This is a genomic window from Peribacillus sp. P4_C12, assembly GCF_056402095.1.
Genome location: NZ_JBFUIB010000027.1, coordinates 1 through 25,281 on the forward strand (window position 1 = coordinate 1; position 25,281 = coordinate 25,281).

Below are 25,281 nucleotides of genomic sequence, written 5' to 3' on the forward strand. Positions count from 1 at the left end.
CCTTAGCGCCATGGAGGTTGATTCAGGGATTAACTTAAAGGCATTGAGGGTTGATGGTGGTGTTGTCAAAAACGACTTCTTGATGGGATTTCAAAGCGGACTCTTAAATGTACCTGTCGAAAGACCGGTCATTAGTGAGACAACAGCGTTAGGGGCAGCGTACTTAGCTGGACTCGCGGTCGGTTATTGGGGCAGTCAAGAGGAGATTTCTAAGCAATGGGCCGTCGATAAAACATTTGAGCCTGACATGGAAGAAGCGGTACGAAAGGATTTATATAATGGCTGGAAAAAGGCAGTTCAGGCCGCGAGGGTTTTTAAATAGAATAAATAAGGGTATTAATAGATAGAGATAAGATATAGAACGTCAAACTTATAAAAAGGGGTGGTTTTGTGATAGTTCAAGATTTTATGATCAGAGAAGTATATGTGGCCCGTCCGGATTTTACATTAAAAGAAATTTTGCGAATTTTAATAGAAAATAAAGTGGGCGGGGTCCCGGTTGTTGATGAACAGGATAAGCTTTTAGGGATGGTAACAGATGGGGATATCTTACGTTATTTGGCACCTGCAGAAGATGCGATAATGGGATATTTTACGTACATTACGATTATTCCAGTTGAAAAACTGGATGAAAAGGTCACATCTAAGATGAATGACAAAGTATCGCAGATCATTAAAAATAAGAAAATCACAAAGCTATCCCCAAAAGATCCGTTGGATGAATTAATAAAGGTCCTTTCTAAGCATCATTTCAAGAAAATACCCGTTGTAGACGAAAATAATAAGGTTGTCGGCATTATCAGCAGAGGAGATGCGCTTCGGGCTCTGTATAAAGAATTCGTTCAAAATTTAGAATAATAGATTGATGTATAAAGTAGAGGCCTGCTCTAAATGGAGCAGGCCTCTTTGTGTACTGTATCTCTAATTAATAAATAAGGAAAATATCACGGAGTATTCTCAATTTCTTTGTCTTTATCAGATTCACCTTTTAATCTTTTTTCCTTTAACTTAAAATAGGCGTCCATTACGTCTCGGCCGATTCGTTTGTTAATATCGTCAGAAGGTTTGCCTTGATATACCCATGGCACGACGACAGAGAATGCCACTTCTGGATTATTGTTTGGTGCATACCCTGCAAGTGTTAGATTGATAGTCGGGGGTGGTTCACTATATTGATTTCTTCGGGGTCCATCATAAAAGGCTTCAGCAGTACCCGTTTTGGCAGCCGCACGGTAGGATTTCCCTCCGAAATATTTATATGCTGTTCCACCTGGTTCCTGTGCAACCTGTCTAAACCCTTCCTGGACTCGTTGAATCCAAATGTCATTACCACCTAAATCGTTTAACACTTTGGGGCTCATTGATTTAAAAACGCTACCCAATTCTTTGTGTTCGTAAGAAGGATTCCTGATTTCTTTGACCATATGAGGCTCCAGCCTTTTTCCACCGTTTGCAATTGTCGATGCGTACTGTGCCAATTGCATAGGCGTGTATGTATCATACTGTCCAATCGATAAATCCAGTAGCAAACCGTCTGTTGACATATCGACACCTTTAAACCCGACGGATTCATTAGGGAGATCGATACCGGTACGAACACCTAACCCAAATTGTGCAAAATGATTTCGCATGATCGCATAGGCTTCTCTGTTGATTCCTAGCGGCCTATTGGGAGAATAATGCCCGCCGCCAATTTTGATCGCTGTCATGAACATATAGACATTCGATGATTTTTTTAACGCAGAGACATCTGTTACATAACCCAAATCGCTATAAGACCCTTTTCTAGCCCCTGCTAACTGTAGTTTTCGGTCAAAAAAAGCTGACCCTGGTGAGATGGCTCCCGTTTGAAAACCTGTGTAGACTGTAGCCCCTTTAACCGATGAACCCATCGTATAGGAGGATGTAATGTTTCCAAGAGCAAAATCGTTCATTTCAGTTAAACCGGTTTTACTGTTGCGTGCATATTGTTTACCGGCCATCGTTAATACTTCACCGGTATTTGGATCCATTAAAACGACGAAGGCACGGTCTAATAAGTAAGTATTTCCTTTAGCTTTCGTTCGGCGTAATTCTCTTTCAATGATATCTTCTACAATTTGCTGCAGCTCCATATCAATTGTCAGTACTAAGTCTTTTCCACTTTGACCTTCCGTGATAGTATCCGTTTTGATGACTTCCCCTTTACTCAGGACATTTTCAACCCGAGTTTTTTGACCGCGCAGGACATCTTCATATTGTTTTTCGATATAACTTTTTCCAACACGGTCATTCCTGGTATAGTCACGGGCTAGATAATAATCAATATTTTCACTTGGTAGACCTTCTTCAGAAGAAGAAACTTTGCCTAGTACCGAACGCAAAGTTTCGTCATACTTGTAGGTTCTTTCCCAATCGGTTGTCACATCCACGCCGGGCAATTCATCCAAATGTTCACTTACCCGGGCAAATTCATTTGTGGAGACATCTTTATTTTTAACAATGGACGGTGTAAGGGCATAACCGCTATTGAATTCACGGAAGATGGCTATAACTTCCAATTCATCCTTGGTAAATTCCTTGAGATTATCTTCAGTGACTCGCTCTAATTGAAGTTTGTATAGATCTTTTTGTTCTAATTTCTTTTCGATTACTTTCTGCCTTTCGGCCTTGGTAATCAATGCTTCCGCTTTTTCTGGATTTTTTAAAATCCAAAAATCTTTTTTATCTGGGTCTCTAACTTTTTTCGTATCCATTTCTATCAATGTAGCAAGAATCTCAGCTGTCTTCACCATATCAGCTGTTTTTGTATTCGGGTATTTCGTGTAAGTAATAGCATTAAGAGGTTCATTATCAACAACCGGATTTAAGTTGCGGTCAAACATCTTACCACGGGGAACGGGGGTATTAGCCACATCATTTTCCGTTCGATCAACTTCGCGGAGATAATCATCTCCATACACAATTTGGACGATCCCAAGTCTTATTATTAGGCTTGAAAATAAAATGAATATTAAAAAGAACATAAAGTTCAGGCGGAAAGGAATTGGGGTTTTTTTCTTTTTTTCTTTAGCCATTTTCATCATTCCTTTCTAGTAAAAGTAAAATAAAAGAAAATTCCTATCTCTAATGATATATAAAATTAACTAATTTTTCTATGCTTTATCCGTAAAATTATCTATATTACCAAAATATTGTTAAAGATATTAAGAATTGCTTGTATTCTAACAATTAGAAACGTTTAAATATATTAAATGATCTATTAATAATGGGTATAAAGGGAAGTAGAAAGGTTGTCGGGCGAACAGCAAAAAAAATCTGCAGGATGCAGATTTAAACCATTTATGCGGTAAGAGAAAGATTGGAAAAAGACGTATGCTCTATAGAAAAAGTATGGTTTTTCATGTAATACGGAAGTTCAAATGGGAGGAGAAAAAAAGATAAAGAAGAGGAGAAAATATATACTGTCTCTGGAACCGGTTTGTTTATCTGGGTATTTAAACCTGGTAGATTGCTGCTGTAAATAAACTATGAACAACCAGGATGTTGACCGGCGCTTTCAGCGCTTACCACCATCGTGATGTTCTTTCTTTGAAACAAGCGAATTCACAGAATATGGAACTCGTGATAGAGAATCATTTTATTTGTTGCTGATTAACACCGCCTTAAGTATGTTGATTTTTGTGACTTATAAATAGGGCTATACCTAATTTACTTCATTTTTCCTTACAGGAGTTTGGTCTACTACACAGATTATCTCTTTGAAATATCCGCAAAGATCGAGCCACTTTTCAGGGTAGATATAGATAAACCGTTCCATCGTTTCAATAGAATGTAGCACGAGGCAATCAATCGTATCTGCCTTTTTATTTTGTAAATTAGAGAGAAGTACATGTGGGATGGTGTAATAAGGATAGAGCTGATAAGGATTTAGTATGACCCGGGAAATATTTTTTTCTTCTATATATTTGTCCGTCACAATCTTTTGGATTGCAAAGCTTTCATTCGTATGTAAATCACCGATCATGTAGTTTGGATTCATTAGTACAATGCCTCTCATTTCGCTTCACCCATTCTTTTTGCTAACCATTCTTGCCAAATGGAGGATGGGGTATTCAAAGTAAGAGGCGTGAAACTAGATAATTGACTTCAATTTATTGATGTTTTTGAGTTGCTGGATATTTTCGAGCACCTTGTTGGTCAAGTCTACCTTTTTTATAATCGGGAAGGTTTGTAAATCTTCGATGAAGCTTTCCATTGTAAACCAATCGATTGAAGGTAAAGGAAAGAAGGTGTGGTCGCTCCAGGCATCAAGTAGAGTGGGACTGTAAACTTTACATTCTATTGCAGAAGGTGTTTCAGAGGTGAAAATGGACTTCCAATAATCCTCCCGAGAACCAGTATGGTGAACTGCTTTTGCAAATTGCCCCACACCTTGAAAAACAGTTGGATTCTGAAAGAGAAGTTGATATAAGATTTTTCCAGTTTCAATACGCTGCTTCGGATCAGCAAAGCGCTCAACGGTTAGTCCAGTTAAGGAATAGAGTCTGTCTTGCTTTTTTGCATAAGGAAAGATAACCGTCGTAAACCCTAAAAGTTCCTGCAGCTGAAAATCAAGCCTTCTTAGGATTTCACCATGTCGGGTACGGTTAATTACCCTTTCCTGAAGCATTCTTTGTTCATTGATGATAAGAGCGGATGTTAATAGAGGTGAATGAGGTTCATTTAAAAACGATTCCCATATCGGTGCCATGAATCTTGAAATATGAAAGATTTGTAGAAACCTTCTTAATGGAAACTTTCTTCGTTTGGAATGTTCATATAAAAGGAGCTGTGGAAAGGAATCTGCAAAGACTGCTGAATTTGCGCGTTCGAGGAAAAAGAAAAATTTTTGCCGATCCTCTTTGCTGAAGAGATGGGTCATGGATGAACTCTTTAAATCAGTCATATGGTATCCACCGTTTCTGGAAACCATATGAGCTAAAAAAGACCAATGAACCTCGGGATTCCTCCTGTAATAGGAAAGATAGGCTTGAGTCCTTGTTACATTATTCCGGTTCATGGCAGCTGTCTCTGTACGTACGCTCTTTACTAGAGCCGTTTCCTCAGGCAAAAATGCTTTTGATTCATCTAAAGGATGAAAAAGCTCTTTTTGTAATAGGGATTTTAGAGTGCCAAACCTTTCTGCATCAATAATCGGTTTAGTTTTGACAGGTGGTTTGCCTAACAACTTCTGCACATATTGCGAGAACATACAATCACCACGAAGTTTTTTAATTATTATATGCAGCGCACCAAGAAAGGGCTTAGCCTTTGCATCGCCCTCAAATTGTTGACTGATGAGGAAATTTTATCGTCATCGATTACTTTTCTTCTTCTTTTCCCGGTACAATAAAATATAATAAACTATCCAGAAAAGTAACACGGGAATGAATGATAGTGGTCTATACTGGACCGGAACGGCAAATAAGATGAATATAGATAAAAATAAAAAGGGTACCGCTAGGAGTATATATTTTCTCCAATGCATATGCTGAACCTCCTTAAGGTTGAGTCGTACTTATAAGAATAAAGGATTATTCATTAATAATCTAGAAAAGTCACAATTGACAAAAATATACACCCATAGTAATCTTTAAACACAAGGTAAAAATATCCAATAATTTATAATAAATGGAGGCGAACGTCATGACTAAATTAGATAAGCACATTGATGTGATAATCGTATATTTTCATACATCCGCCTGCCTTGAGACTTTGTTTTTATAGACAAAGGATCGAACGTGCTCATTGATTATTTTTAAGCGCAGGTTGTGGAAGTTTCGCGGCCTGCGCCTTTTATATGTGTTTCTTACGCATCTAAAAAAGCTTCCGCTTAATTAACGGGGGCTTTTTGTTATTTAGGGAATCCGATGCAATAGCATCCTTTCAATATAAAAGATAGGAGGAATTATTAATGAGACAAATAACAATGGTGGTTCTACTCCAACCAGGAGATCCAGAAAGCGGCTAGCAAATTAATGGTGAGAACATAAGGGAGGGGAATTCATGTTTGCGATATTTAAAAAGCTGTCCTGGTACTTTAAAGAGCAATGGCAGCGTTATACCTGGGCCATTTTATTTTTATGTCTAGTGAATATTATGGAGGTTATTCCACCAAAGCTTGTCGGGAATGCCATTGATGACATGAACAACGGCAACATGACGCAAGAAGGAATCATGAAATACGTTATCTATTTGCTCATTGTCCTGTGTGTCAGCTATCTATTTGGGTACTTATGGAGTTATCTTTTATTCGGCGGCGGAAACTTGGTCGAACGAAAACTTAGATCCGGGTTTATGGGGCACTTGTTGAAAATGACGCCGGCTTTTTATGAAAAAAACCGGACAGGAGATTTAATGGCAAGGGCCACCAATGATTTAAAGGCAATCTCGCTCACTGCTGGGTTTGGGATATTAACGCTCGTTGACTCAGTTCTATTTACTATCACGGTTGTGATTATGATGGGTGCAACTATCAGCTGGCAATTGACGATTGCGGCGGTGTTGCCACTTCCAATCATGGCCCTAATGATGCAAATTTACGTGAAAAAAATTTATAAACGTTTTACGGATGCACAGGCAGCCTTTGGTAACTTAAATGACAAAGTGCTGGAATCCATTTCTGGTGTACGGGTCATCCGTGCCTATGTTCAGGAACGGGAGGACGAAAAGCGATTTGATGAAATGACTGAGGATGTATATCGTAAAAACCTCGAGGTAGCGAAAATTGATGCACTCTTTGACCCGACGATTAGCATTATCATCGGTATCAGTTATTTAATCAGTTTGGGTTACGGTGCCTATCTTGTTTTTCAACAAACCATTACACTAGGAGGTCTTGTTTCATTCAATGTGTATCTTGGAATGTTAATCTGGCCGATGATTGCGGTGGGTGAACTAATCAACGTCATGCAAAGGGGAAATGCTTCGCTTGACCGTGTTCAAGATACTCTTTCTTATGAAGCGGATGTGAAAAATTCATTAAAGCCGGAGAGGATTTCTAATCCGGAAAATATTGAATTTGATCAAGTTTCTTTTACTTATCCATCTTCCACAGTTGTTAATCTCTCCAATATTTCCGTTCAACTTGAGCGTGGGCAAACCTTGGGAATCGTAGGAAAAACAGGAAGTGGAAAAACAACATTCGTGAAGCAGTTACTACGGGAATATCCATTAGGAAACGGGGAGATTGCTTTTTCAGGTATGCCGTTAGAGAAACTGGAGCTTGAAGATATTCGTAAATGGATTGGGTACGTTCCGCAGGATCATTTTTTATTCTCAAAGTCTGTGAGAGACAATATCTTATTCGGTAAAATGGATGCAACGGAAGATGAACTGGCTGAAGCTATCCGGCTTGCGGATTTTGAGAAGGATTTAACGATGCTGCCTAAGCGTCTTGAGACACTTGTCGGTGAAAAGGGGGTCGCTCTTTCAGGTGGGCAGAAGCAACGGATTTCGATTGCAAGGGCCCTGATTAAAAATCCGGAAATCCTTATATTGGATGATTCCTTATCAGCCGTCGATGCAAAGACAGAAACGACAATCATTGAAAATATCCAAAATGAACGGTCGGGGAAAACGACCATCATCACAACTCATCGCTTATCAGCCGTTCAGCATGCGGATCGAATTATCGTGTTGGACAGCGGGAAGATTATCCAAGAAGGAACTCACGAAGATTTACTGAAGCAAAATGGCTGGTATAGGGAGCAATATGAGCGACAGCAAGTTGACGCAGAAACGGAGGTGAGAGCATGAAGGTCGTAAAGAAACTCTATCAATATGCTGCTCTTTATAAAAAATTGATTATTGGTGCCCTAATCATGCTAGCGCTTTCCGTTGCCGCTGACTTAACGGGTCCATTCATCGCTAAAAAAATCATTGATTCTCACATACTTGGTATCGAATCTTCTTGGTATGAAACGGAAAAAGGGAAAGATGCTGTCGAGTACGGTGAAAATTGGTATAAACGGGCAGATTATTTTACTGAAGATGAGAAGAAAGGAAAAGAAGTCCATGTATTGCAGGTTGGCAATCAATTCGTCTTCGTCAATGAAGCTGTTGCCATCGATGGCGATAGAACTTTAGAAAACCAAACATTAATAATTGAGAAAAACGGAAAAGAGCAAATGGTATCAGTAGAGAAATTAACAAGTCAGAAATTAATGGAGTTTTACCAACCAGAAATTCCGCGAATTATGAAGCTTGTAGCTTTTTACTTTGGTCTTGTTATCATTTCTTCTGTTTTTCAATATGGGCAGAGTTTTTATTTACAGAAAGCTGCGAATCGAATTATTCAGAAGATGCGAAATGATATTTTTACACATATTTCCCGATTGCCCATTCGTTATTTCGATAATATGCCCGCTGGGAAAGTTGTTGCTAGGGTTACTAATGATACTGAGGCGATTCGAGAGTTATATGTGACGGTGCTCGCTAACTTCTTTTCAAGCACGATTAATATTATCGGCGTTCTCATTGCTTTGTATATTTTGGATGCGCGTGCAGGGCTCATGGGCCTTATACTTATTCCCATTATCGTTATCTGGACGAAGGTATATCGCAAGTTCGCCTCGAAATATAATCACATCATTCGGGAACGAGTCAGTGATATTAACGGGATGATCAATGAATCCATTCAAGGAATGAACGTCATTCAGGCATTCGGGCGTGAAAAGGAGACAAAACATTTTTTCGAAAAATTGAACCGGGAGCATTACTCGTATCAAAATAAAATGCTCAATTTAAATTCATTAACGGGAGGAAACTTGATTGGTGTCATTAAGGTTATGGCGCTAATAGCATTTGTCTGGTATTTCGGCGGGATGTCGCTTACAGCAAGTTCAGCTATTTCTTTAGGGTTGATGTATGCAATTGTTGATTTGATCAGTCGTCTGCTTCATCCGCTTCACGGGATTGTCAATCAGTTTGCTAACCTAGAACAAGCTCTTGTTGCAGGGGAGAGGGCATTCAGTTTATTGGATGAGCAGGGATTAGAAGTCAGTGATGAAAACATTTCCCGATATAAAGGAAACGTGCAATTCGAAAATGTCTCATTCGGCTATAAAGAAAATGAATATGTGTTAAAAAACATTTCATTTTCTGCGCAACAAGGTGAGACAGTAGCTTTAGTTGGTCATACTGGGTCGGGAAAAAGTTCAATAATGAATTTGTTGTTCCGTTTCTATGATAGTAGTGAAGGACAAATCAAGATTGATGGAAGGGATATTTTAGATATTCCTCATCAAACTCTTAGAGAGCATATGGGAATTGTCCTTCAGGATCCATATTTATTTACTGGAACCATAGCTTCCAATATCAGCCTTAATCATAAAGATATCACAAGGGAAATGGTTGAAAAGTCATTAAAAGATGTAGGCGGGGACAAAGTGCTGAAGCATCTGCCTCTAGGGTTAGATGAGCCGGTTATTGAAAAAGGCGGGACATTGTCTTCAGGACAGCGGCAGCTAATCTCTTTTGCACGCGCGCTCGCATTTAATCCGGCTATTTTGATTTTGGATGAAGCCACAGCAAGCATCGATACAGAAACAGAGGCCATTATCCAGGAAGGAATGGAAGTACTGAAGAAAGGAAGAACGACCTTTATCATTGCACATAGGCTTTCCACGATTAAAAATGCCGATCAAATTCTTGTACTGGATAAAGGGCAGATTTCTGAGCAGGGGACACATGAAGAATTAATGGAGTTGAAAGGAAAGTACTATCAAATGTATGAACTACAGGCTGGGTCGCATAAGGGAATGGCTGGATAAAACCTAGAAAATGAGGGATACTTACGAAGAGGTGATAATAATGAAACAAGGAATTCATCCTGATTATCAGCAAGTAGTATTTATGGATACTAACAGTGGTTATAAATTTATTACAGGCTCTACGAAAAAATCTAACGAAACAATTAAGTGGGAAGACGGTCAAACTTATCCTTTATTAAAAGTAGAGATTAGTTCAGATACGCATCCTTTTTATACCGGCAAGCAGAAATTTGCTGAAAAAGGCGGACGTGTGGATCGCTTCCTAGAAAAATATAATATGAAGAAATGATGTTAAGGCTATCGAGAAATCGATGGCCTTTATTTTTATTTTGGGAGATGGAAGAACTCGTGGGTAAATTAAGGTTTATAATTTTTTTAGTAATAACGTAGTGAATGCCTCATTTAAAATCCTAATAATAGAAAAAAGGGTTGCTCCAGGCACCCTTTTTTTCTATATATTTTATTTAACTGGAATAGCATGCGCTTTTGCACTTTTTACAAGAGCAGCGTCAAAGTCTTTAATTAAATCATCTGGATTCTCAAGGCCGACAGAGAGGCGAAGCAGGCTGTTGGTGATGCCTCGTTTTTCCCTTTCATCAGCAGGCATGGCAGCATGGGACATTTTTGCCGGGTAGGATAATATCGATTCCACTGCTCCAAGACTAACCGCGAAAACAGGAAGTTCGACAGTGTTCACAAATGAGCGGAAAATTTCCTCGCTTTCTAGTTCAAATGATAAAACTGCACCTGCACCAAGGGCCTGTCCTTCCTGGATTGCATGCTGTGGATGATCAGTAAGCCCAGGGTAATACACCTTTTTCACTAATGGCTGCTGTTTTAAGTAGTCTGCAATTTTTTCTGCTCCTTTTTGAGAGTGTTCCATTCGTACAGACAAGGTTTTCAGACCTCTCATAACAAGCCAGGCATCCTGGACACCAAGTACCGCACCAAAGGAGTTTTGAAGGGAACCGAGTCTTTCAGCCAATTCAGGATCTTTTACGACAGCAAGCCCAGCTACGACATCACTGTGTCCGGATAAAAACTTCGTCGCACTATGAAGGACAACATCCGCGCCTAAGTTCAGCGGTTTTTGCAGAGCTGGTGTCAAGAATGTATTGTCGACAAAACTCAATGCGCCGACTTTTTTTGCGATATCACAAACGGCTTTAATATCAGTCACCTTAAGCAATGGATTTGAAGGTGTTTCAATGTATATCGCTCTCGTATTAGGTTGAACGGCTGCTTTAACGCTTTCGAGGTCCGTCATATCAACGAAAGTATGCTCGATGTTGAAGCGGGTCAACACGCTTGTAACCATCCGGAACGTACCGCCATACACATCTTCTGAGATGACGATATGGTCGCCAGCAGAAAGCAGAAGGAATGCTGTTGAAATGGCCGCCATACCTGATGAAAAGGCAAAGCCGCGAGTACCATCTTCAAGCTCGGCAATGATATCTTCAAGTGCTTCCCGTGTTGGATTTCCGCTCCTGCTGTAATCGTACTTGCCGAATGTATCGATATCAGTTTGATGGAAAGTGGAAGCGTGCTGAATAGGGACGCTCACACCGCCTGTTGTCGGATCGAATTTATGCTGGTTATGAAGTAATTTGGTTTCAAAACTGAAATCATGATTTGTCATCGTAGTGCCTCCCTTTTTACATGTGCAAATGCTTGTTGCAGGTCTTGAATTAAATCGTCGCTGTCTTCGATGCCAACCGAGAAGCGTAGAAGTCGATTACAAACCCCATTAGCAGTTCTAACTTCAAGAGGGATATCGGCATGTGTTTGTGTAGCCGGATAGGTGATGAAGCTTTCAACGCCTCCAAGACTTTCTGCAAATGAAATTAATGAAAGTGATTGTAAAAATGGATTGACAGCTGCTTCGTCAATTATCCGGAAAGAAATCATACCACCTCTACCGGGATACAGGACGTCCGTTACACATTCATGTTCTGATAAATAATCTACAAGGATTTTGGCGTTCTTTTCATGACGTTCCATCCGCAGTGCCAGGGTTTTCATTCCGCGCATTAACAGCCATGAATCAAATGGGCTCAACACCGCTCCTGTTCCATTATGATGGAAGGCAATCGAATCACATAATTCTGCACCTTTAGCCACGATTAGTCCAGCCAGAACATCATTATGACCACCGAGATACTTCGTTGCGCTATGGATTACAATATCAGCTCCAAGCAGGATAGGCTGCTGCAGAAGCGGCGTATAAAAAGTGTTGTCAACAATCAACAGTAAATTAAATTGTTTGGCAAGTGCGGCAACAGCGCTAATATCTGTTTGCTGCATAAGAGGGTTAGTGGGAGTTTCGATAAAGATGGCTTTTGTTTGAGGAGTAATAGCTTTTTCGATATCCTCTAAACAACAAGTGTTTACATAGTCACACTGTAAGCCCCATTTTTTAAAACCTTGTTCTAGCAAACGATATGTACCACCATATAGATCTTCGCTGACTATCCATGCATCACCTGATTTAAATAAGGCTAGTATGGTCGAAATGGCCGCCATTCCTGAACTGCAGGCATATCCTTGGTCGCCTCTTTCAAGGTTGGCGATGGATTGTTCCAAAAGTTGACGTGTTGGATTACCTGTCCTTGTGTAATCGAATCCAGTTGATTGGCCAATTCCTTCGTGACGGAAAGCTGTCGAAAAGTAAACCGGCGGATTGACTGTTCCTGTCGCCGTTTCACTGCGATTACCTAGTTGAGCAAGATATGTTTCTGTTTTATACATAGTTTTCACTGCTCCTTTGTGTTTTATAAAATAAAAAAAGTCTTCTTTAAGAAGAAGACTTGGTTAAGTATGGACGAGTCATTCTTCTTATCTTCCAAGTTCACAAACTTGTGGAATTAGCACCTTTTCATTGGTTTGAAACAAATGAAGGTTGCTGAGGTGTCATCGGGCCATTCCCTATACCTCTCTCGATAAGAGTTTAGATTATTCAATTTCTTTTGAATTTACTATATATATATAGTGCTGTCAAGAACATTCTGGGAAAATATTGCTTGATAATTCTTTATTGGTTAATTAGGACTAGCGTTGTCAAAACATGATTGGTCCAATAAAAAACCCCTAAAATATTGTGGAAACCGATGGTATAAGGTGTTGAGATTCTTTAAAAGACTTTGTTTAATTAAATGGATTTTCTGAAATATAGGGAAGGTTTTGTTCAGTTTTTTTGCTTTAAAATAATAAAATTTGTACAATGAATAGAGAGAATTAATAATATGTCATTATTCATTTCATATACATAAGGTTTTCGGTGGATAGTGCAAACATAGGAGGAGAACACATGGAATACAGAATCGAACGAGATACGATGGGTGAAGTGAAAGTTCCTGCTGATAAGTATTGGGGAGCACAAACCGAGAGAAGCCGTAACAACTTCAAAATTGGTAATGAAAAAATGCCGATTGAATTAGTCCGTGCGTTTGCATATGTAAAGCAAGCGGCAGCTAAAGTGAACTATGACCTTGGTGATCTTTCAGAAGTGAAAAAGAATGCCATCGTTAAAATTTGTGGCGAAATTCTAGAAGGTACACTTGATGAACATTTCCCCCTTGTGGTCTGGCAAACAGGCAGTGGCACGCAAAGTAATATGAATGTGAATGAAGTGGTCGCTAACAAAGGGAATGAATGGTTAAAAGAAAACGGTGAGTCCGAAACCCTTCACCCAAATGATGATGTCAACAAGGCGCAAAGCTCTAATGACACATTCCCAACGGCTATGCATATTGCAGCCTATATGGAAGTTGCTGAAAAATTAGTACCGGCGATTAAAGTACTTCGTGATACTTTTGCAGCAAAAGAAAAAGAATTCTGGGATCTTGTGAAAATTGGACGTACACATCTTCAAGATGCAACACCACTAACTTTAGGTCAAGAAATCTCTGGTTGGAAAGCGATGCTTGATAAAGACTTAGTGATGATTGAAGAAAGCAGTCAAAAACTATTGAATCTAGCACTAGGCGGTACAGCTGTAGGTACTGGGATCAATACGAAAAAAGAATTTCCAGGACTTTCTGCAAAACAAATCGCGGCGGATACAGGACATTCTTTCGTAACATCGGATAATAAGTTCCATGCATTAACAAGTCATAACGAAATTGTTTACGCTCATGGCGCATTAAAAGCATTAGCAGCGGACTTAATGAAAATTGCGAACGATGTTAGATGGCTGGCAAGCGGCCCAAGAAGCGGAATCGGTGAAATCGCTATTCCTGAAAACGAGCCAGGTAGCTCTATCATGCCAGGTAAAGTAAATCCAACACAAAGTGAAGCGCTAACAATGATTGCGACACAAATTGTTGGTAACGATGCAACAATCGGCTTTGCAGCAAGCCAAGGTAACTTCGAATTGAACGTATTCAAACCAGTTATCATTTATAACTTCCTACAAACTGTTAAATTATTGACAGAAGGCATTCACTCTTTCAACAATAATTGTGCAGTAGGCATCACAGCAAATGAAGATAAAATCAAAGAAAATGTTGACCGTTCTCTTATGCTAGTAACAGCATTGAACCCACATATCGGTTATGAAAAAGCAGCTAAAATTGCCAAAACTGCATTCAAAGACAACTCTACATTAAAAGAAGCAGCGTTGAAATTGGAATTCTTGACTGATGATGAATTTAAAGCATGGGTAGATCCTGCTAACATGGTTAATAAATAATTGCTTATGATCACCCTCCCGCTGTTTTTAGGGAGGGTGTTTAAGGTGTTAAAATAATAGAATAAACAAATACTGAGTATATAAGTTTCTAGAACAGGAGGGAATACAATGGCTTTATGCCCGCTTTGCAACGGCCTCAGAAAAATTCATGTGAATTGCCCGGAATGTGGCAGTGATCTTGATGATAAAGGAAAATTCATGGATTATGCTGATTCATACAGTGCATACATGGATATAGACACACTTAAGCAGAACGATGGATACCCGCAATCGCTCCAAAAAGGTCAATGTCCACACATCATGAACTGCACTAAATGTGGACATGATGAAGTGGTACTTGTGCAGGAATAGATTTTTTATAGATATAGTAGAGTTCAAGACCTTAGCTGAAATATACGCACAAAGACCCATTCATATGAACGGGTCTTTGTTTTGATATGAAATTTAATTAGAAAGTAACTTCAAGCCATACTCCATTTGTGATTCTCCTTCAGCAAAAATGCGTTGCTCGGACCCTTTATCAAAAAAGTGGGCTTTATTCATGTCGAGAGCAAGTTCAATATTATCGCCTGCTTGGATGATGTTTTTGGCATCGATGCGCGCGACGAAGTCCTGGCCAGCGAATGTCGAGTAGAGCATAATTTCGGCGCCCATGAGTTCAGCTACATCGACTTGAGCCGTGAATGTAGTGTTTGGAGACTCCTTGATGTAAGCTCCTTCATTATGGAAATCCTCTGGACGGATGCCAAGGATAATTTCTTTTCCGATATAGCCTTGATCACGCAATGTATTCATTTTCAATTCGGGTACTTCAAGCGTTTGCTCCCCAATTTTAATGATGCCTTCTTTTAATGTTCCGGTAAAGAAGTTCATAGCTGGAGATCCGATAAAACCACCCACGAAGACATTCACTGGTTTCTCGTACACGTCTTTTGGTGCGCCGACCTGTTGGATGATACCGTCCTTCATAACAACAAGTCGTGTGGCCATGGTCATTGCTTCTGTTTGATCATGAGTGACATAAATTGTTGTAGTGTCCAGTCGTTTATGTAGTTTTGCGATTTCAGCACGCATTTGAACCCTGAGTTTGGCGTCAAGATTTGATAATGGCTCATCCATTAAAAAAACTTTTGCGTCTCGTACAATTGCACGACCGAGTGCCACACGCTGGCGTTGTCCACCTGAAAGTGCTTTCGGCTTCCTATTTAAAAGGTCTTCGAGACCGAGGATTTTTGCTGCGTCATTGACCCGCTGCTTGATTTCCATTTTTGGCGTTTTACGGAGCTTTAATCCAAATGCCATATTGTCATAGACGGACATATGAGGATATAAGGCGTAGTTCTGAAAAACCATCGCAATATCACGATCTTTTGGTGGGACATCATTGACCCGCTTGCCGTCTATATATAAATCTCCTTGGGAAATGTCCTCAAGTCCGGCAATCATCCGTAAAGTCGTCGATTTCCCGCAACCGGACGGTCCCACGAAAACAATGAATTCTTTATCGGCCACACGAAGGTTAAAATCTTTAACAGCTGTTTCTTTTTTATCATAAACCTTAAATATATGATCTAATACTAACTCTGCCATGAAAATTCCCCCTTTTAAACTCCTAATTACTTGTACCAATAACTATAGTCTAATCTATCAAATTGGAAAAAAGTATAGGCACACTGCACAAAAAAGGATAATAATTCCTTTGTTAACTTTGCAAATAATAGTTAATCATTTAGCAAAAGAATTAAGTAAGCAGCCAAGGCATGCGGAAAGTTTCTAATATCGAGTCCAGTTTTTTCAGTGAATTTATCTATTCGGTATTGTAGGCTGTTTCGATGTATATAAAGTTGCTTTGCGGCATAGGTTGCATTGGAATTGCACTCAATATACGTTTTTATCGTCTTCATTAGTTCAGTATCATTCATGGTTTTACCGAGTATTTCATTGATATACCAAGTTTTACTCGTTGCAGATTGGTCACTTATCAGTGAGTGAGGAATGATGTCGGCCAAATCAGTCACTTTTAAATCTGGCAAATGCAATTGTGCCAGGTCAAAACACTTATTCTCCTGATTTCTGTGATAAGGGAGTTCTTGGTTTACAGGGTGAAAGCGACCGGTAAACATTCGAGTCTTAACATAAAAATCACTCTCAAGCGTGGTTGAAATAGCAAGCAGTTCATTTTTTGATAACGACTCATCTGTGTCTGTTTCAATTAAAATACCCGCCTTTTCATTTTCCCAGATCAAGACTGAATCAGATGGGACAAATGCGAGGAAGGCATCCTCGAAATGGGAGTGCGAAAAATCAGCATGAGTCAGATTAAAGTGGATAAACCGGACATTCTCCCAGCTTGTTAAAGGCAAGGGTGCATTAGGTTCGAATAAAAAAGTATTCCATGGTGTGTGAGGAAACGTGTTAATTTTATTTTGGAAAAATAAAGGAGTAAAGAGTAGTTCCAACAAACGGATTTCCTCGGCCGAAATTTCTGAACGGGGAATACCGATTGTGCTCCCAATAGAGTCTTCAAACCAAATATAAGAAGTAATGTTCTTCGTATCTTGTATATTGGAAAGAGCGTTTGGAAATTTTTGTTTAAGATTTTCAAGCATCGTGTTCACCTTCTTTCTCACTATCTATCTCATTATAGCGAAAAAGAATAAAGTGGAAAAGAAACAATGGTATTACAAGTTATTAGAAAAACAATAGGACAAGGACATTGATTTTCAAGCTATTTTAATAGTTTTTTTTCGAAGTAATGATTCTATACCTTAAATTACACCAATAAACCCAAATGGACGGAGGAAATGGTCGTATTGCTTTTATTATGTAATTTGTGAAACACACTGTTTTTCAACGTATGATTTTCTTGCAACCTTGCAAACATGATTCCTTATAAATGTCATATTCAAATCAGAAGCGATCAAGTTACCGGCAAAATTATTTTGACCTATGCAGTCAAAGACGAAGGAAGAAGTTCCTTCTTTAATAATATGAGCTATTTTCTCATACCTCTCTGAATTAATAATAAGGCTAATTTGGCTGTAAATTTTGGAGAATTTTATATTTTAATATAATAAAATATTAGCTGAAATTAAAGGAATACTCACATGACTAAGGGATTTAGAACAAAAGTTGGATAGAGTAAGATAAAAACTAATAATATATTCCTGAAAGTTCTAAATATTTAAATATTATCTTGAATTAGTATAACGGTAAGGTTATGATTCGTGATATAAGTGTTATAAAAAGTGGAGGTGGAAATGTAATTATGAAGACGAAGTGGCTAATATCAGTCATAATCCTATTTGTTTTCATTTTTCCTCAAAATCTAGTTTTTGCTGGGGAGGATAAGAATGAAGGGGTCAAAGTAGTACGTGATAATTTTGGAGTACCCCATTTATACGCTAAAAATAAAAAAGATTTATATGAAGCGTATGGATATGTTATGGCAAAGGATCGACTATTTCAGTTGGAAATGTTCCGTCGCGGAAATGAGGGGACCGTTTCAGAAATTTTTGGAGAGGGTTATCTTTCAAAAGATGAGCAATCCAGAAGAGATGGATATAGTAATAAAGAAATTAAAAAAATGATTGATGGTCTGGATCGTCAGCCAAAAGAATTAATAGCAAAATTTGCTGAAGGTATTTCACGTTATGTAAATGAAGCTTTAAAAGATCCAGATGATAAGCTTTCGAAGGAGTTTCATGAATATCAGTTTTTACCGCAAAAATGGACTTCAACAGATGTTGTCCGTGTTTATATGGTATCCATGACCTATTTTATGGATAATCACCAGGAGTTAAAAAACGCAGAGATACTTGCAAAGCTAGAAGATGAATATGGGACAGAAGTTTCCCGGAAAATGTTTGATGATTTAGTGTGGAAAAATGATCCTAGCGCTCCTACAAGCATTGTAAGTGAGGGGAAACCAAAAAGAGACTCGTCTTCTCAAACCCTTCAAATAATGTCTTCAGCTGTAATTAAAGCTTCTGAAAAAGTCGGAAAGGAAAGGGAGAATTTTGTCCAATCATCTGAAGAACTTGGATTACCGTTAAAGATAGGCAGTAATGCCGCCATAGTCGGTTCCGAGAAATCTGCAACAGGAAATGCTTTATTATTCAGTGGACCACAAGTAGGATTTGTTGCTCCTGGATTTTTGTACGAGGTAGGTTTGCATGCGCCAGGTTTTGATATGGAAGGTTCAGGATTCATAGGCTATCCTTTCATCATGTTCGGAGCCAACAATCACTTTGCTCTAAGTGCTACAGCTGGGTACGGAAATGTAACCGATATCTTTGAGGAAAAATTGAATGCGAAGAACTCTTCCCAGTATTTATACAAAGGGAAGTGGAGAGACATGGAAAAGAGGAAGGAATCTTTCACAGTCAAAGGAGACAATGGAGAAAAGAAAACAGTAGAAAAGATTTATTATCGGACAGTACATGGGCCTGTAATTAGTAGAGATGAAACAAATAACGTGGCATACAGTAAGTCGTGGTCTTTCCGTGGAACTGAGGCCCAAAGCATGTCGGCTTACATGAAAGCGAATTGGGCAAAAAACTTAAAAGACTTTGAGAATGCAGCTAGTGAATATACGATGTCTTTGAATTGGTATTATGCGGATAAGAAAGGTGATATAGCGTATTATCATGTAGGGAGATATCCAGTAAGAAACAGCAAAATTGATGAAAGAATCCCTACACCAGGAACAGGAGAATATGAGTGGAAAGGTTTTATTCCTTTTAAAGAGAACCCTCATGTAATCAATCCGAAGAATGGCTATGTAGTTAATTGGAACAATAAGCCTTCTAAAGAGTGGGTAAATGGTGAATATAGTTATTATTGGGGAGAGGATAATCGAGTCCAACAATATATCAATGGGATGGAAGCGAGAGGGAAAGTTACATTAGAGGATATTAATGAAATTAATTATACGGCAAGCTTTGCACAGCTTCGAGCAAACCTCTTTAAACCGTTATTGATTGATGTGTTGGACAAGAATAAATCAACCAACGGGAACTATACCTATTTAATTAAAAAACTGGAAGAATGGAATAATCTAAAAGAAGACGAAAATAAAGATGGATATTATGATGCAGGGATTGCGGCATTCTTTGATGAATGGTGGAATAATCTCCATGATAAACTCTTTATGGACGAATTGGGAGACTTCTATGGAATAACGAAAGAAATTACCGATCATCGCTATGGGGCTTCATTAGCATATAAAATATTAAGCAAGGAATCTACAAACTATAAATGGGTGAACGTAGATCAGGAAAAAATAATAATGGAAAGCACAAACGAAGTACTTGCTAAATTGCAATCAGAAAAAGGGTTAAAAGCAGAAAAATGGAGTATGCCTATAAAAACGATGACTTTTGGTGAAAAATCATTGATTGGTATTCCCCACGGGTATGGCTCAATGACTCCAATTATTGAAATGAATCGTGGAAGTGAAAATCATTATATTGAAATGACTCCGACAGGGCCGAGTGGCTTTAACATCACACCGCCTGGTCAAATTGGATTTGTAAAAAAAGATGGAACGCTAAGTGACCACTATGATGACCAACTAGTTATGTTCGCCGAATGGAAATTCAAGCCATACTTTTTTAACAAGAAAGATATTAATAAAGCAGCTAAAAATGTTAGCGCATTAAATATGAGTAAGTAGAAAGTAACGATTTGAATAACCTATCATTCAAGCATAAAGAGCCTATACTATTGATGCTGTGACCTCGATTTTGAATCGGGGTCATTTTTGTAATCCCCACTTGTAATGACACTTTCAAAAGTAGGTTACAAACAAAACGCCGGGGCAAGGGGAAATCTTACTCCGGCAATATATTAAGAATAATGGGAGAATCGATCTATTTGGGGAGATGCTCAATCATGTGCATGATAGATTCAGTAAGGTATTAAGATATTATCAGCAATTATTTTGCCAGCCAGCTGCTCATATATTCTTCATCTTCTATATCGTGTGCGTCCTTTACGATATACAAGGGACGGAATGTATCGACCATGACGGCTAGTTCCTGTGTTTCTTTTTTACCGATACTTGCCTCAATTTTGCCTGGATGCGGCCCATGTGGCAAACCGCTTGGATGAAGGGTAAGAGAGCCTTTTTCAATACCTCGACGGCTCATGAAGTTACCATGAACATAGTATAGAACCTCATCACTGTCCACATTGCTGTGGACATAAGGAGCAGGAATGGCTTCTGGATGGTAATCATACATACGCGGCACAAATGAACAGACAACATAATTATGCGCTTCGAACGTCTGATGTACTGGCGGTGGCTGATGAACGCGCCCTGTTATCGGTTCAAAATCATGAATGCTGAACGCATAAGGAAAGAGGTAACCATCCCATCCTACCGCATCAAGCGGATGAAAATCATACGTATAGGATGTAATCATACCTTGTGCTCGCACTCGTATTTCAAATTCTCCTTTTTCATCTTTCGGCTCCAGTTTTTCTGGTGTCCGGAAATCACGCTCGCAATAAGGTGAATGCTCAAGGAGTTGGCCAAATTCATTGCGATAGCGCTTTGGAGGAACAATAGAGGAATTTGATTCAACAATGAAAAATCTAGCTTCCTTTGACTCTAAAACTACACGATATGTTGTGCCTATTGGAATGACAAGATAGTCACCAGGTCCGAAACTTAAATCGCCGAAAATACTTTCAATCTTGCCCGTGCCTTCATGAACAAACAACAATTCGTCACCTTCACCGTTCCGATAAAAATAATCCATCTGCTTATTAGGGCGTGCAACACCGAGAGCTACATCATCGTTAGCCAGGAAAATTTTGCGGGCTTCTAGAAAATCACCGCCTACATTTGTATTCCAGGTCCGGAAATGACGATGTATTAACGCATCTTTTTCTTCAAGTTCATAATGAACATCACGAATTTTTGCTGCTTTCTTAACTTGTGTTGGCTGATTGATATGATAAATGAGTGACTGAATACTCGAGAAACCTTTCGTGCCCATCAATTGCTCATAATATAGGCTTCCATCGTCCTTACGAAACTGAGTATGACGTTTATGTGGAATGCGGCCCATTTTAACATAATGTGTCATTGACTAAACTCCTTTTCCGTTGCTGTCATCTTTTATATATAGGTGCTACTTCTTCACGTTTTGCGTACCTAAAATCATTGCCTCTGAAAGGGCCGGCAAAACTTGACCGCTTACTTCACCAAAACCAATTCGATATCCATCTCCTTGGCACCAGCCACTGATAGTCAACTTGTCTCCATCTTCAATCCAGCTTCGTTTACCGCCGCTGTTAAGTTTAAGCGGCTCTGTGCCACGCCATGAAAGTTCAAGCAGGCTGCCACGTTCTTCACGGTTAGGACCGCTGATAGTACCAGATGCATGCATGTCACCAGGGCGTAGATTACATCCAGTAATGGTATGGTGAGCCACCTGTTGAGCAATCGACCAATACAGATAGCTAAAATTTGTATTCGTAATTTTGGTTGATTGTTCTGTGTTTTCTGGTGTCAAATGAGCTTCAAGGTTAATATTGAATGCGCCGTCTTTTGTTTGCTGTAAGTATGGAAACGGCTCCGGTTCCTGCTGCGGCCCAGGTGTGCGAAAAGGATCTAGTGCTTCTAGCGGCACAACCCAAGGAGAGATTGATGTAGCGAAATTCTTAGAATTAAATGGTCCAAGAGGCTGGTACTCCCATGCTTGAATATCACGTGCACTCCAGTCATTCACGAGAACTAGCCCAAAAACATGATCTTCAGCCTGATTAACTGGAATTGGTTCTCCAGGGCGGTTGCCAGGTCCAATAAACCAACCCATTTCAAGTTCGAAATCAAGCTGAATAGATGGACCAAATACTGGATCTGCATCTTTTGGTTTGCGCTGTCCCGAAGGGCGCCGCACCTTTGTACCACTTGGAACGATAGAACTGGACCGTCCATGATATCCGATCGGCAAGTGTGTCCAGTTTGGCATGAGTGCATGATCTTTTCCTCTGAACATAGTCCCCACATTTGTTGCGTGCTCTCTTGAGGCATAGAAGTCTGTATAGTCTCCTATCTTTGCAGGAAGTAGCATCTCTACATCTTTCAATGGGTGGAACGCTTTTAAACGAAGTTCTTCATCATCACGTAAATCAGGCGTGTTCGCATCCAAAAGGTATTGTAATTTCTTACGTACAGAAGTCCAGGCGGGACGGCCGAGTTCCATAAATAGATTGAGTGAAGAAGCGGAAAAGACATTCTTTTCTTCTGCACCGGTCCCCTTTAACAGCCCGGCATCGTCAATTACAGATAAATCAAGAACATATTCACCAATGGCTGTACCGGCACGCGGGCCTTTGTCTTTGAATTGAAAGATACCATATGGCAAATTTTGAATCGGAAAATGTGATTCCGGTGTTGTTTCGATAAAAGAATATTTCATCGTGGTGCCTCCCCATTAAAAATAGTCAGTTCACCAAGTTCTTTACGCGGCTCATCAAAGCTACAGCTTCCGTATGAAGCAGCGAAGACAGTGCGGGCTTTGTTGATTTCGGAAGAACTGATAGATAAACTCTGCCAAGAAAGCGTGTCTGGTGTAAATGAAAAGTGTGTTGGATCCTCATCCAGCAAAATGGTTTCAATGATTTTGCTGTCTATTGAATGGCAGTAGGAAAGAAGGGCTGCTGTAAATACGTTAACAAAGCCATGCATTTTTGTTTCCACTTCATTTCGATACTGGCGGATTGGATGATGCAGACCCGCTGTGAATTTTAAAGTTAGATTTCTTTTTCGAGATTCATGAATAACAATCGCTACTTGTTCGACAGAAGGAAATAAATCCGATGTAATGCCGCCCATGCGCATTTTAATACCAATACTTTTCAAAGATTTTTGATTGATCAAGCGAATAGTATCCAATGTGTATGGAAGTTGATCAATCGTTCCTGTTATTTCACAATAAATCGGATAACTGGCTGTTTGTTTTTCAAGTTTCTCTAAGAAAGAAGAATCAACTTTTTCTGGAAGCGGAACTTCGATCGCCTCAATGGTACCAGCTGTTTTATATGTTTCTAAAAAAAGGTGAATATCTCCCATAGCCGTTTCAATTTCTAGGGGTTTCGTTAAAATAACAGATAATCGAAGTGGATATTGATCATTAAATTGATCTTTATATGGTTCGAGTTCACTCAGTCGTGAAGCGGGAATAACAAATGGACCAAGCATCCAGCTGTCTGAATCATGGATATATGCATGATAATTTGAAATTGCTTCTGGAAGCGGAAGTGCACTTGGTGGAAACAGGCCTGCATAATCAATAAGTTCGGTCATAAAATGACTGAGCGCTTCCTCTTTCCACATTCCATTTACTTTTGTTAACAACAACCTCACACCTCCTATAATAGGAGGCCATACTGGGTATTACGCCAGATGGCCGGTTCATATTAAATATTTCCACGAAGTTCCTGTTCGCGTTCAATCGATTCAAACAATGCTTTAAAGTTTCCATCGCCAAAACCAAGTGCACCTTTACGCTGAATGACTTCGATAAACATAGTTGGACGGTCAACTAATGGTTTTGTGAAAATTTGGAGCAAGTACCCTTCATCATCACGGTCTACAAGGATATTAAGTTCTTGAAGTCGTTTCACATCTTCATCAATRTCCCCTACACGATTGGCGAGGTCTGCGTAATAAGTGTCAGGAGTCTTTAAGAACTCAACACCATTTTCTTTTAGTGTGGCCACTGTGGTGATGATATCGTTTGTTAAAAGGGCAAGATGCTGAACACCTTGACCATTATAGTAATCTAGGAATTCTTGAATTTGAGATTTGCGTTTTCCTACAGCAGGTTCATTGATCGGGAACTTAATGCGTCCTGTTCCATTCATCATAACTTTTGACATTAGGGCTGAGTACTCGGTCGAAATGTTTTCATCATCAAAATGTTTCAGAACAGTAAAACCGAATACTTTTTCATAATAATTTGTCCATTCGTCCATTACTTCCACATTACCAACAAGGTGGTCAACACCGATTAAGCCTGAAGGTTGAGCTCCAAAGTTGTCCTCACAAGCTTTAAAACCTGGCAGAAATCCACCTTTATAATCGATTGGCTCAACAAGCGTGTGAATCGTATCCCCATATGTGCCTAAGATTGCCTTTCTTACTTTCCCATTTTCATCTTCTTCCACCCATGGTTCTCGAAGAGCGATGCCACCGCGTTCAATAGCACCCGCATAAGTTTTTTCTAGGTCTTTTACGAGAAGGGAGATATCTTTTACTCCTTCGCCATGAGTTTTAATAAACTCAGCCACATCTGTGCTGTCTGATAGAGTACCTGTTAAAATCAATCGGATGGTGCCCTGTGCCATAACGTAAGATACACGGTCACGGGAGCCTGTTTCTAGTCCTTTATATGCTATAAGCTTGAATCCGAAAGCGTTTGCGTAATAATAAGCAGCCTGCTTTGCGTTCCCAGTATAGATTTCTACGTAATGGACACTCTTAACCGGAAACAATTCCTCTTTCTTTGCTTTAGAAGATCCAACTGTTTTTTTAGTCATATTTACCGCTCCTTTATCATTTTTTTCAACGTAAATAAGCTGAATTTTCTTAATTTTCCGCCTGTAATAGTTCACATCATAATACATAAAAATTCACCGCGCAAATATGTGTTTTACCGCGGTTGACCATCATGGTAGCAACATTTTAACGCGATAAAACATATTTGCGTTTAGGTGTACTCTTGCACATTTTTTGTATATCTACTTAAAATGTTAGCAACTAAATAAAAGGGGAAT

Annotated in this window: 19 protein-coding genes and 1 riboswitch; of the genes, 8 read left to right on the forward strand and 11 right to left on the reverse strand. The window is 39.3% G+C overall.

Going from position 1 to position 25,281, the window contains the following annotated elements:
- Together AC1DUW_RS07540 and AC1DUW_RS07545 are read left to right on the forward strand one after the other, a co-directional pair.
- On the forward strand, window positions 1-322 hold a 322-nt coding region (locus tag AC1DUW_RS07540), incomplete at its 5' end, for an FGGY-family carbohydrate kinase (protein ID WP_477642280.1).
- A 68-nt stretch (window positions 323-390) separates the two neighbouring features.
- Complete coding sequence (locus AC1DUW_RS07545; RefSeq protein ID WP_477642281.1) at window positions 391-858, forward strand: CBS domain-containing protein; 468 nt, start codon at window positions 391-393, stop codon at window positions 856-858.
- Window positions 859-944: 86 nt separating this feature from the next.
- On the opposite strand, the gene AC1DUW_RS07550 is transcribed toward AC1DUW_RS07545, so the two are convergent.
- From AC1DUW_RS07550 to AC1DUW_RS07560, 3 genes are all read right to left on the reverse strand, one after another.
- Window positions 945-3,056 carry a peptidoglycan D,D-transpeptidase FtsI family protein gene (locus tag AC1DUW_RS07550; protein ID WP_477642282.1) on the reverse strand — a complete coding sequence of 704 codons (2,112 nt, stop codon included), beginning with the start codon at window positions 3,054-3,056 and terminating at the stop codon, window positions 945-947.
- Between the two features lie 629 nt (window positions 3,057-3,685).
- Window positions 3,686-4,039 (reverse strand): hypothetical protein, encoded by a 354-nt coding sequence (locus AC1DUW_RS07555; protein ID WP_152952239.1) that lies wholly within the window; start codon window positions 4,037-4,039, stop codon window positions 3,686-3,688.
- 75 nt (window positions 4,040-4,114) lie between these two features.
- Entirely contained in the window at window positions 4,115-5,218 is a 1,104-nt protein-coding gene (locus AC1DUW_RS07560) for a DUF2515 family protein (RefSeq protein WP_477642283.1), read from the reverse strand.
- An 809-nt stretch (window positions 5,219-6,027) separates the two neighbouring features.
- Between AC1DUW_RS07560 and AC1DUW_RS07565 the strand changes: the two genes are divergently transcribed.
- Genes AC1DUW_RS07565 through AC1DUW_RS07575 form a run of 3 tightly spaced genes read left to right on the forward strand, consistent with a single transcriptional unit; the run spans window position 6,028 to window position 10,083 of the window.
- Window positions 6,028-7,779 (forward strand): ABC transporter ATP-binding protein, encoded by a 1,752-nt coding sequence (locus AC1DUW_RS07565; RefSeq protein ID WP_053344865.1) that lies wholly within the window; start codon window positions 6,028-6,030, stop codon window positions 7,777-7,779.
- On the forward strand, window positions 7,776-9,794 hold the full coding sequence (locus tag AC1DUW_RS07570) for an ABC transporter ATP-binding protein (RefSeq protein WP_477642284.1): 2,019 nt from the start codon (window positions 7,776-7,778) through the stop codon (window positions 9,792-9,794). Before AC1DUW_RS07565 ends, AC1DUW_RS07570 begins: the two co-directional genes overlap by 4 nt.
- Window positions 9,795-9,834: 40 nt before the next feature.
- Window positions 9,835-10,083 carry a type B 50S ribosomal protein L31 gene (locus tag AC1DUW_RS07575; RefSeq protein WP_053344867.1) on the forward strand — a complete coding sequence of 83 codons (249 nt, stop codon included), beginning with the start codon at window positions 9,835-9,837 and terminating at the stop codon, window positions 10,081-10,083.
- A gap of 171 nt (window positions 10,084-10,254) precedes the next feature.
- Here the strand turns inward: AC1DUW_RS07575 and metC are convergent, their stop codons facing one another.
- Both metC and AC1DUW_RS07585 read right to left on the reverse strand, forming a co-directional pair.
- The gene (gene metC / locus AC1DUW_RS07580; protein ID WP_056527873.1) at window positions 10,255-11,436 is read right to left on the reverse strand and encodes a cystathionine beta-lyase; all 1,182 of its coding nucleotides are present in this window, start codon (window positions 11,434-11,436) and stop codon (window positions 10,255-10,257) included.
- On the reverse strand, window positions 11,433-12,545 hold the full coding sequence (locus AC1DUW_RS07585) for a methionine biosynthesis PLP-dependent protein (protein ID WP_053344869.1): 1,113 nt from the start codon (window positions 12,543-12,545) through the stop codon (window positions 11,433-11,435). The genes metC and AC1DUW_RS07585 overlap by 4 nt, the downstream gene beginning before the upstream one ends.
- 84 nt (window positions 12,546-12,629) lie before the next feature.
- Window positions 12,630-12,743, reverse strand: a riboswitch (SAM riboswitch).
- A gap of 361 nt (window positions 12,744-13,104) precedes the next feature.
- Here AC1DUW_RS07585 and fumC point away from each other — a divergent pair.
- Together fumC and AC1DUW_RS07595 are read left to right on the forward strand one after the other, a co-directional pair.
- Window positions 13,105-14,487 (forward strand): class II fumarate hydratase, encoded by a 1,383-nt coding sequence (gene fumC / locus AC1DUW_RS07590; protein WP_053344870.1) that lies wholly within the window; start codon window positions 13,105-13,107, stop codon window positions 14,485-14,487.
- Window positions 14,488-14,595: 108 nt separating this feature from the next.
- Window positions 14,596-14,838 (forward strand): hypothetical protein, encoded by a 243-nt coding sequence (locus tag AC1DUW_RS07595; RefSeq protein ID WP_477642285.1) that lies wholly within the window; start codon window positions 14,596-14,598, stop codon window positions 14,836-14,838.
- 93 nt (window positions 14,839-14,931) lie between these two features.
- On the opposite strand, the gene AC1DUW_RS07600 is transcribed toward AC1DUW_RS07595, so the two are convergent.
- Window positions 14,932-16,077, reverse strand: a complete 1,146-nt coding sequence (locus AC1DUW_RS07600) for an ABC transporter ATP-binding protein (RefSeq protein WP_053344872.1) — start codon at window positions 16,075-16,077, stop codon at window positions 14,932-14,934.
- 131 nt (window positions 16,078-16,208) lie between these two features.
- Window positions 16,209-17,096, reverse strand: a complete 888-nt coding sequence (locus tag AC1DUW_RS07605; protein ID WP_477642286.1) for a PucR family transcriptional regulator — start codon at window positions 17,094-17,096, stop codon at window positions 16,209-16,211.
- Window positions 17,097-17,755: 659 nt separating this feature from the next.
- Between AC1DUW_RS07605 and AC1DUW_RS07610 the strand changes: the two genes are divergently transcribed.
- Window positions 17,756-20,164, forward strand: a complete 2,409-nt coding sequence (locus AC1DUW_RS07610; protein ID WP_477642287.1) for a penicillin acylase family protein — start codon at window positions 17,756-17,758, stop codon at window positions 20,162-20,164.
- Between the two features lie 262 nt (window positions 20,165-20,426).
- Here the strand turns inward: AC1DUW_RS07610 and AC1DUW_RS07615 are convergent, their stop codons facing one another.
- The 4 genes from AC1DUW_RS07615 to hppD are packed head-to-tail and all read right to left on the reverse strand — an operon-like array spanning window position 20,427 to window position 25,044.
- A complete protein-coding gene (locus tag AC1DUW_RS07615; protein ID WP_053344876.1) occupies window positions 20,427-21,584 on the reverse strand; it encodes a homogentisate 1,2-dioxygenase in 1,158 nt (385 codons plus the stop codon).
- A gap of 45 nt (window positions 21,585-21,629) precedes the next feature.
- Window positions 21,630-22,922, reverse strand: coding sequence for a fumarylacetoacetase (gene fahA / locus AC1DUW_RS07620; RefSeq protein ID WP_053344877.1), 1,293 nt, complete (start codon window positions 22,920-22,922; stop codon window positions 21,630-21,632).
- Window positions 22,919-23,863 carry a hypothetical protein gene (locus tag AC1DUW_RS07625; RefSeq protein WP_053344878.1) on the reverse strand — a complete coding sequence of 315 codons (945 nt, stop codon included), beginning with the start codon at window positions 23,861-23,863 and terminating at the stop codon, window positions 22,919-22,921. The genes fahA and AC1DUW_RS07625 overlap by 4 nt, the downstream gene beginning before the upstream one ends.
- Window positions 23,864-23,922: 59 nt before the next feature.
- Window positions 23,923-25,044, reverse strand: a complete 1,122-nt coding sequence (gene hppD / locus AC1DUW_RS07630) for a 4-hydroxyphenylpyruvate dioxygenase (protein WP_053347980.1) — start codon at window positions 25,042-25,044, stop codon at window positions 23,923-23,925.
- Window positions 25,045-25,281: the final 237 nt, after the last annotated feature.

What these genes read in the sequence shown, in the direction of transcription:
- AC1DUW_RS07550 (WP_477642282.1), bottom strand. Translation starts at nt 3,056, where the DNA reads ATGGCTAAAGAAAAAAAGAAAAAAACCCCAATTCCTTTCCGCCTGAAC.
- AC1DUW_RS07555 (WP_152952239.1), bottom strand. Translation starts at nt 4,039, where the DNA reads ATGAGAGGCATTGTACTAATGAATCCAAACTACATGATCGGTGATTTA.
- AC1DUW_RS07565 (WP_053344865.1), top strand. Translation starts at nt 6,028, where the DNA reads ATGTTTGCGATATTTAAAAAGCTGTCCTGGTACTTTAAAGAGCAATGG.
- AC1DUW_RS07570 (WP_477642284.1), top strand. Translation starts at nt 7,776, where the DNA reads ATGAAGGTCGTAAAGAAACTCTATCAATATGCTGCTCTTTATAAAAAA.
- AC1DUW_RS07575 (WP_053344867.1), top strand. Translation starts at nt 9,835, where the DNA reads ATGAAACAAGGAATTCATCCTGATTATCAGCAAGTAGTATTTATGGAT.
- metC (WP_056527873.1), bottom strand. Translation starts at nt 11,436, where the DNA reads ATGACAAATCATGATTTCAGTTTTGAAACCAAATTACTTCATAACCAG.
- AC1DUW_RS07585 (WP_053344869.1), bottom strand. Translation starts at nt 12,545, where the DNA reads ATGTATAAAACAGAAACATATCTTGCTCAACTAGGTAATCGCAGTGAA.
- fumC (WP_053344870.1), top strand. Translation starts at nt 13,105, where the DNA reads ATGGAATACAGAATCGAACGAGATACGATGGGTGAAGTGAAAGTTCCT.
- AC1DUW_RS07595 (WP_477642285.1), top strand. Translation starts at nt 14,596, where the DNA reads ATGGCTTTATGCCCGCTTTGCAACGGCCTCAGAAAAATTCATGTGAAT.
- AC1DUW_RS07600 (WP_053344872.1), bottom strand. Translation starts at nt 16,077, where the DNA reads ATGGCAGAGTTAGTATTAGATCATATATTTAAGGTTTATGATAAAAAA.
- AC1DUW_RS07605 (WP_477642286.1), bottom strand. Translation starts at nt 17,096, where the DNA reads ATGCTTGAAAATCTTAAACAAAAATTTCCAAACGCTCTTTCCAATATA.
- AC1DUW_RS07610 (WP_477642287.1), top strand. Translation starts at nt 17,756, where the DNA reads ATGAAGACGAAGTGGCTAATATCAGTCATAATCCTATTTGTTTTCATT.
- AC1DUW_RS07615 (WP_053344876.1), bottom strand. Translation starts at nt 21,584, where the DNA reads ATGACACATTATGTTAAAATGGGCCGCATTCCACATAAACGTCATACT.
- fahA (WP_053344877.1), bottom strand. Translation starts at nt 22,922, where the DNA reads ATGAAATATTCTTTTATCGAAACAACACCGGAATCACATTTTCCGATT.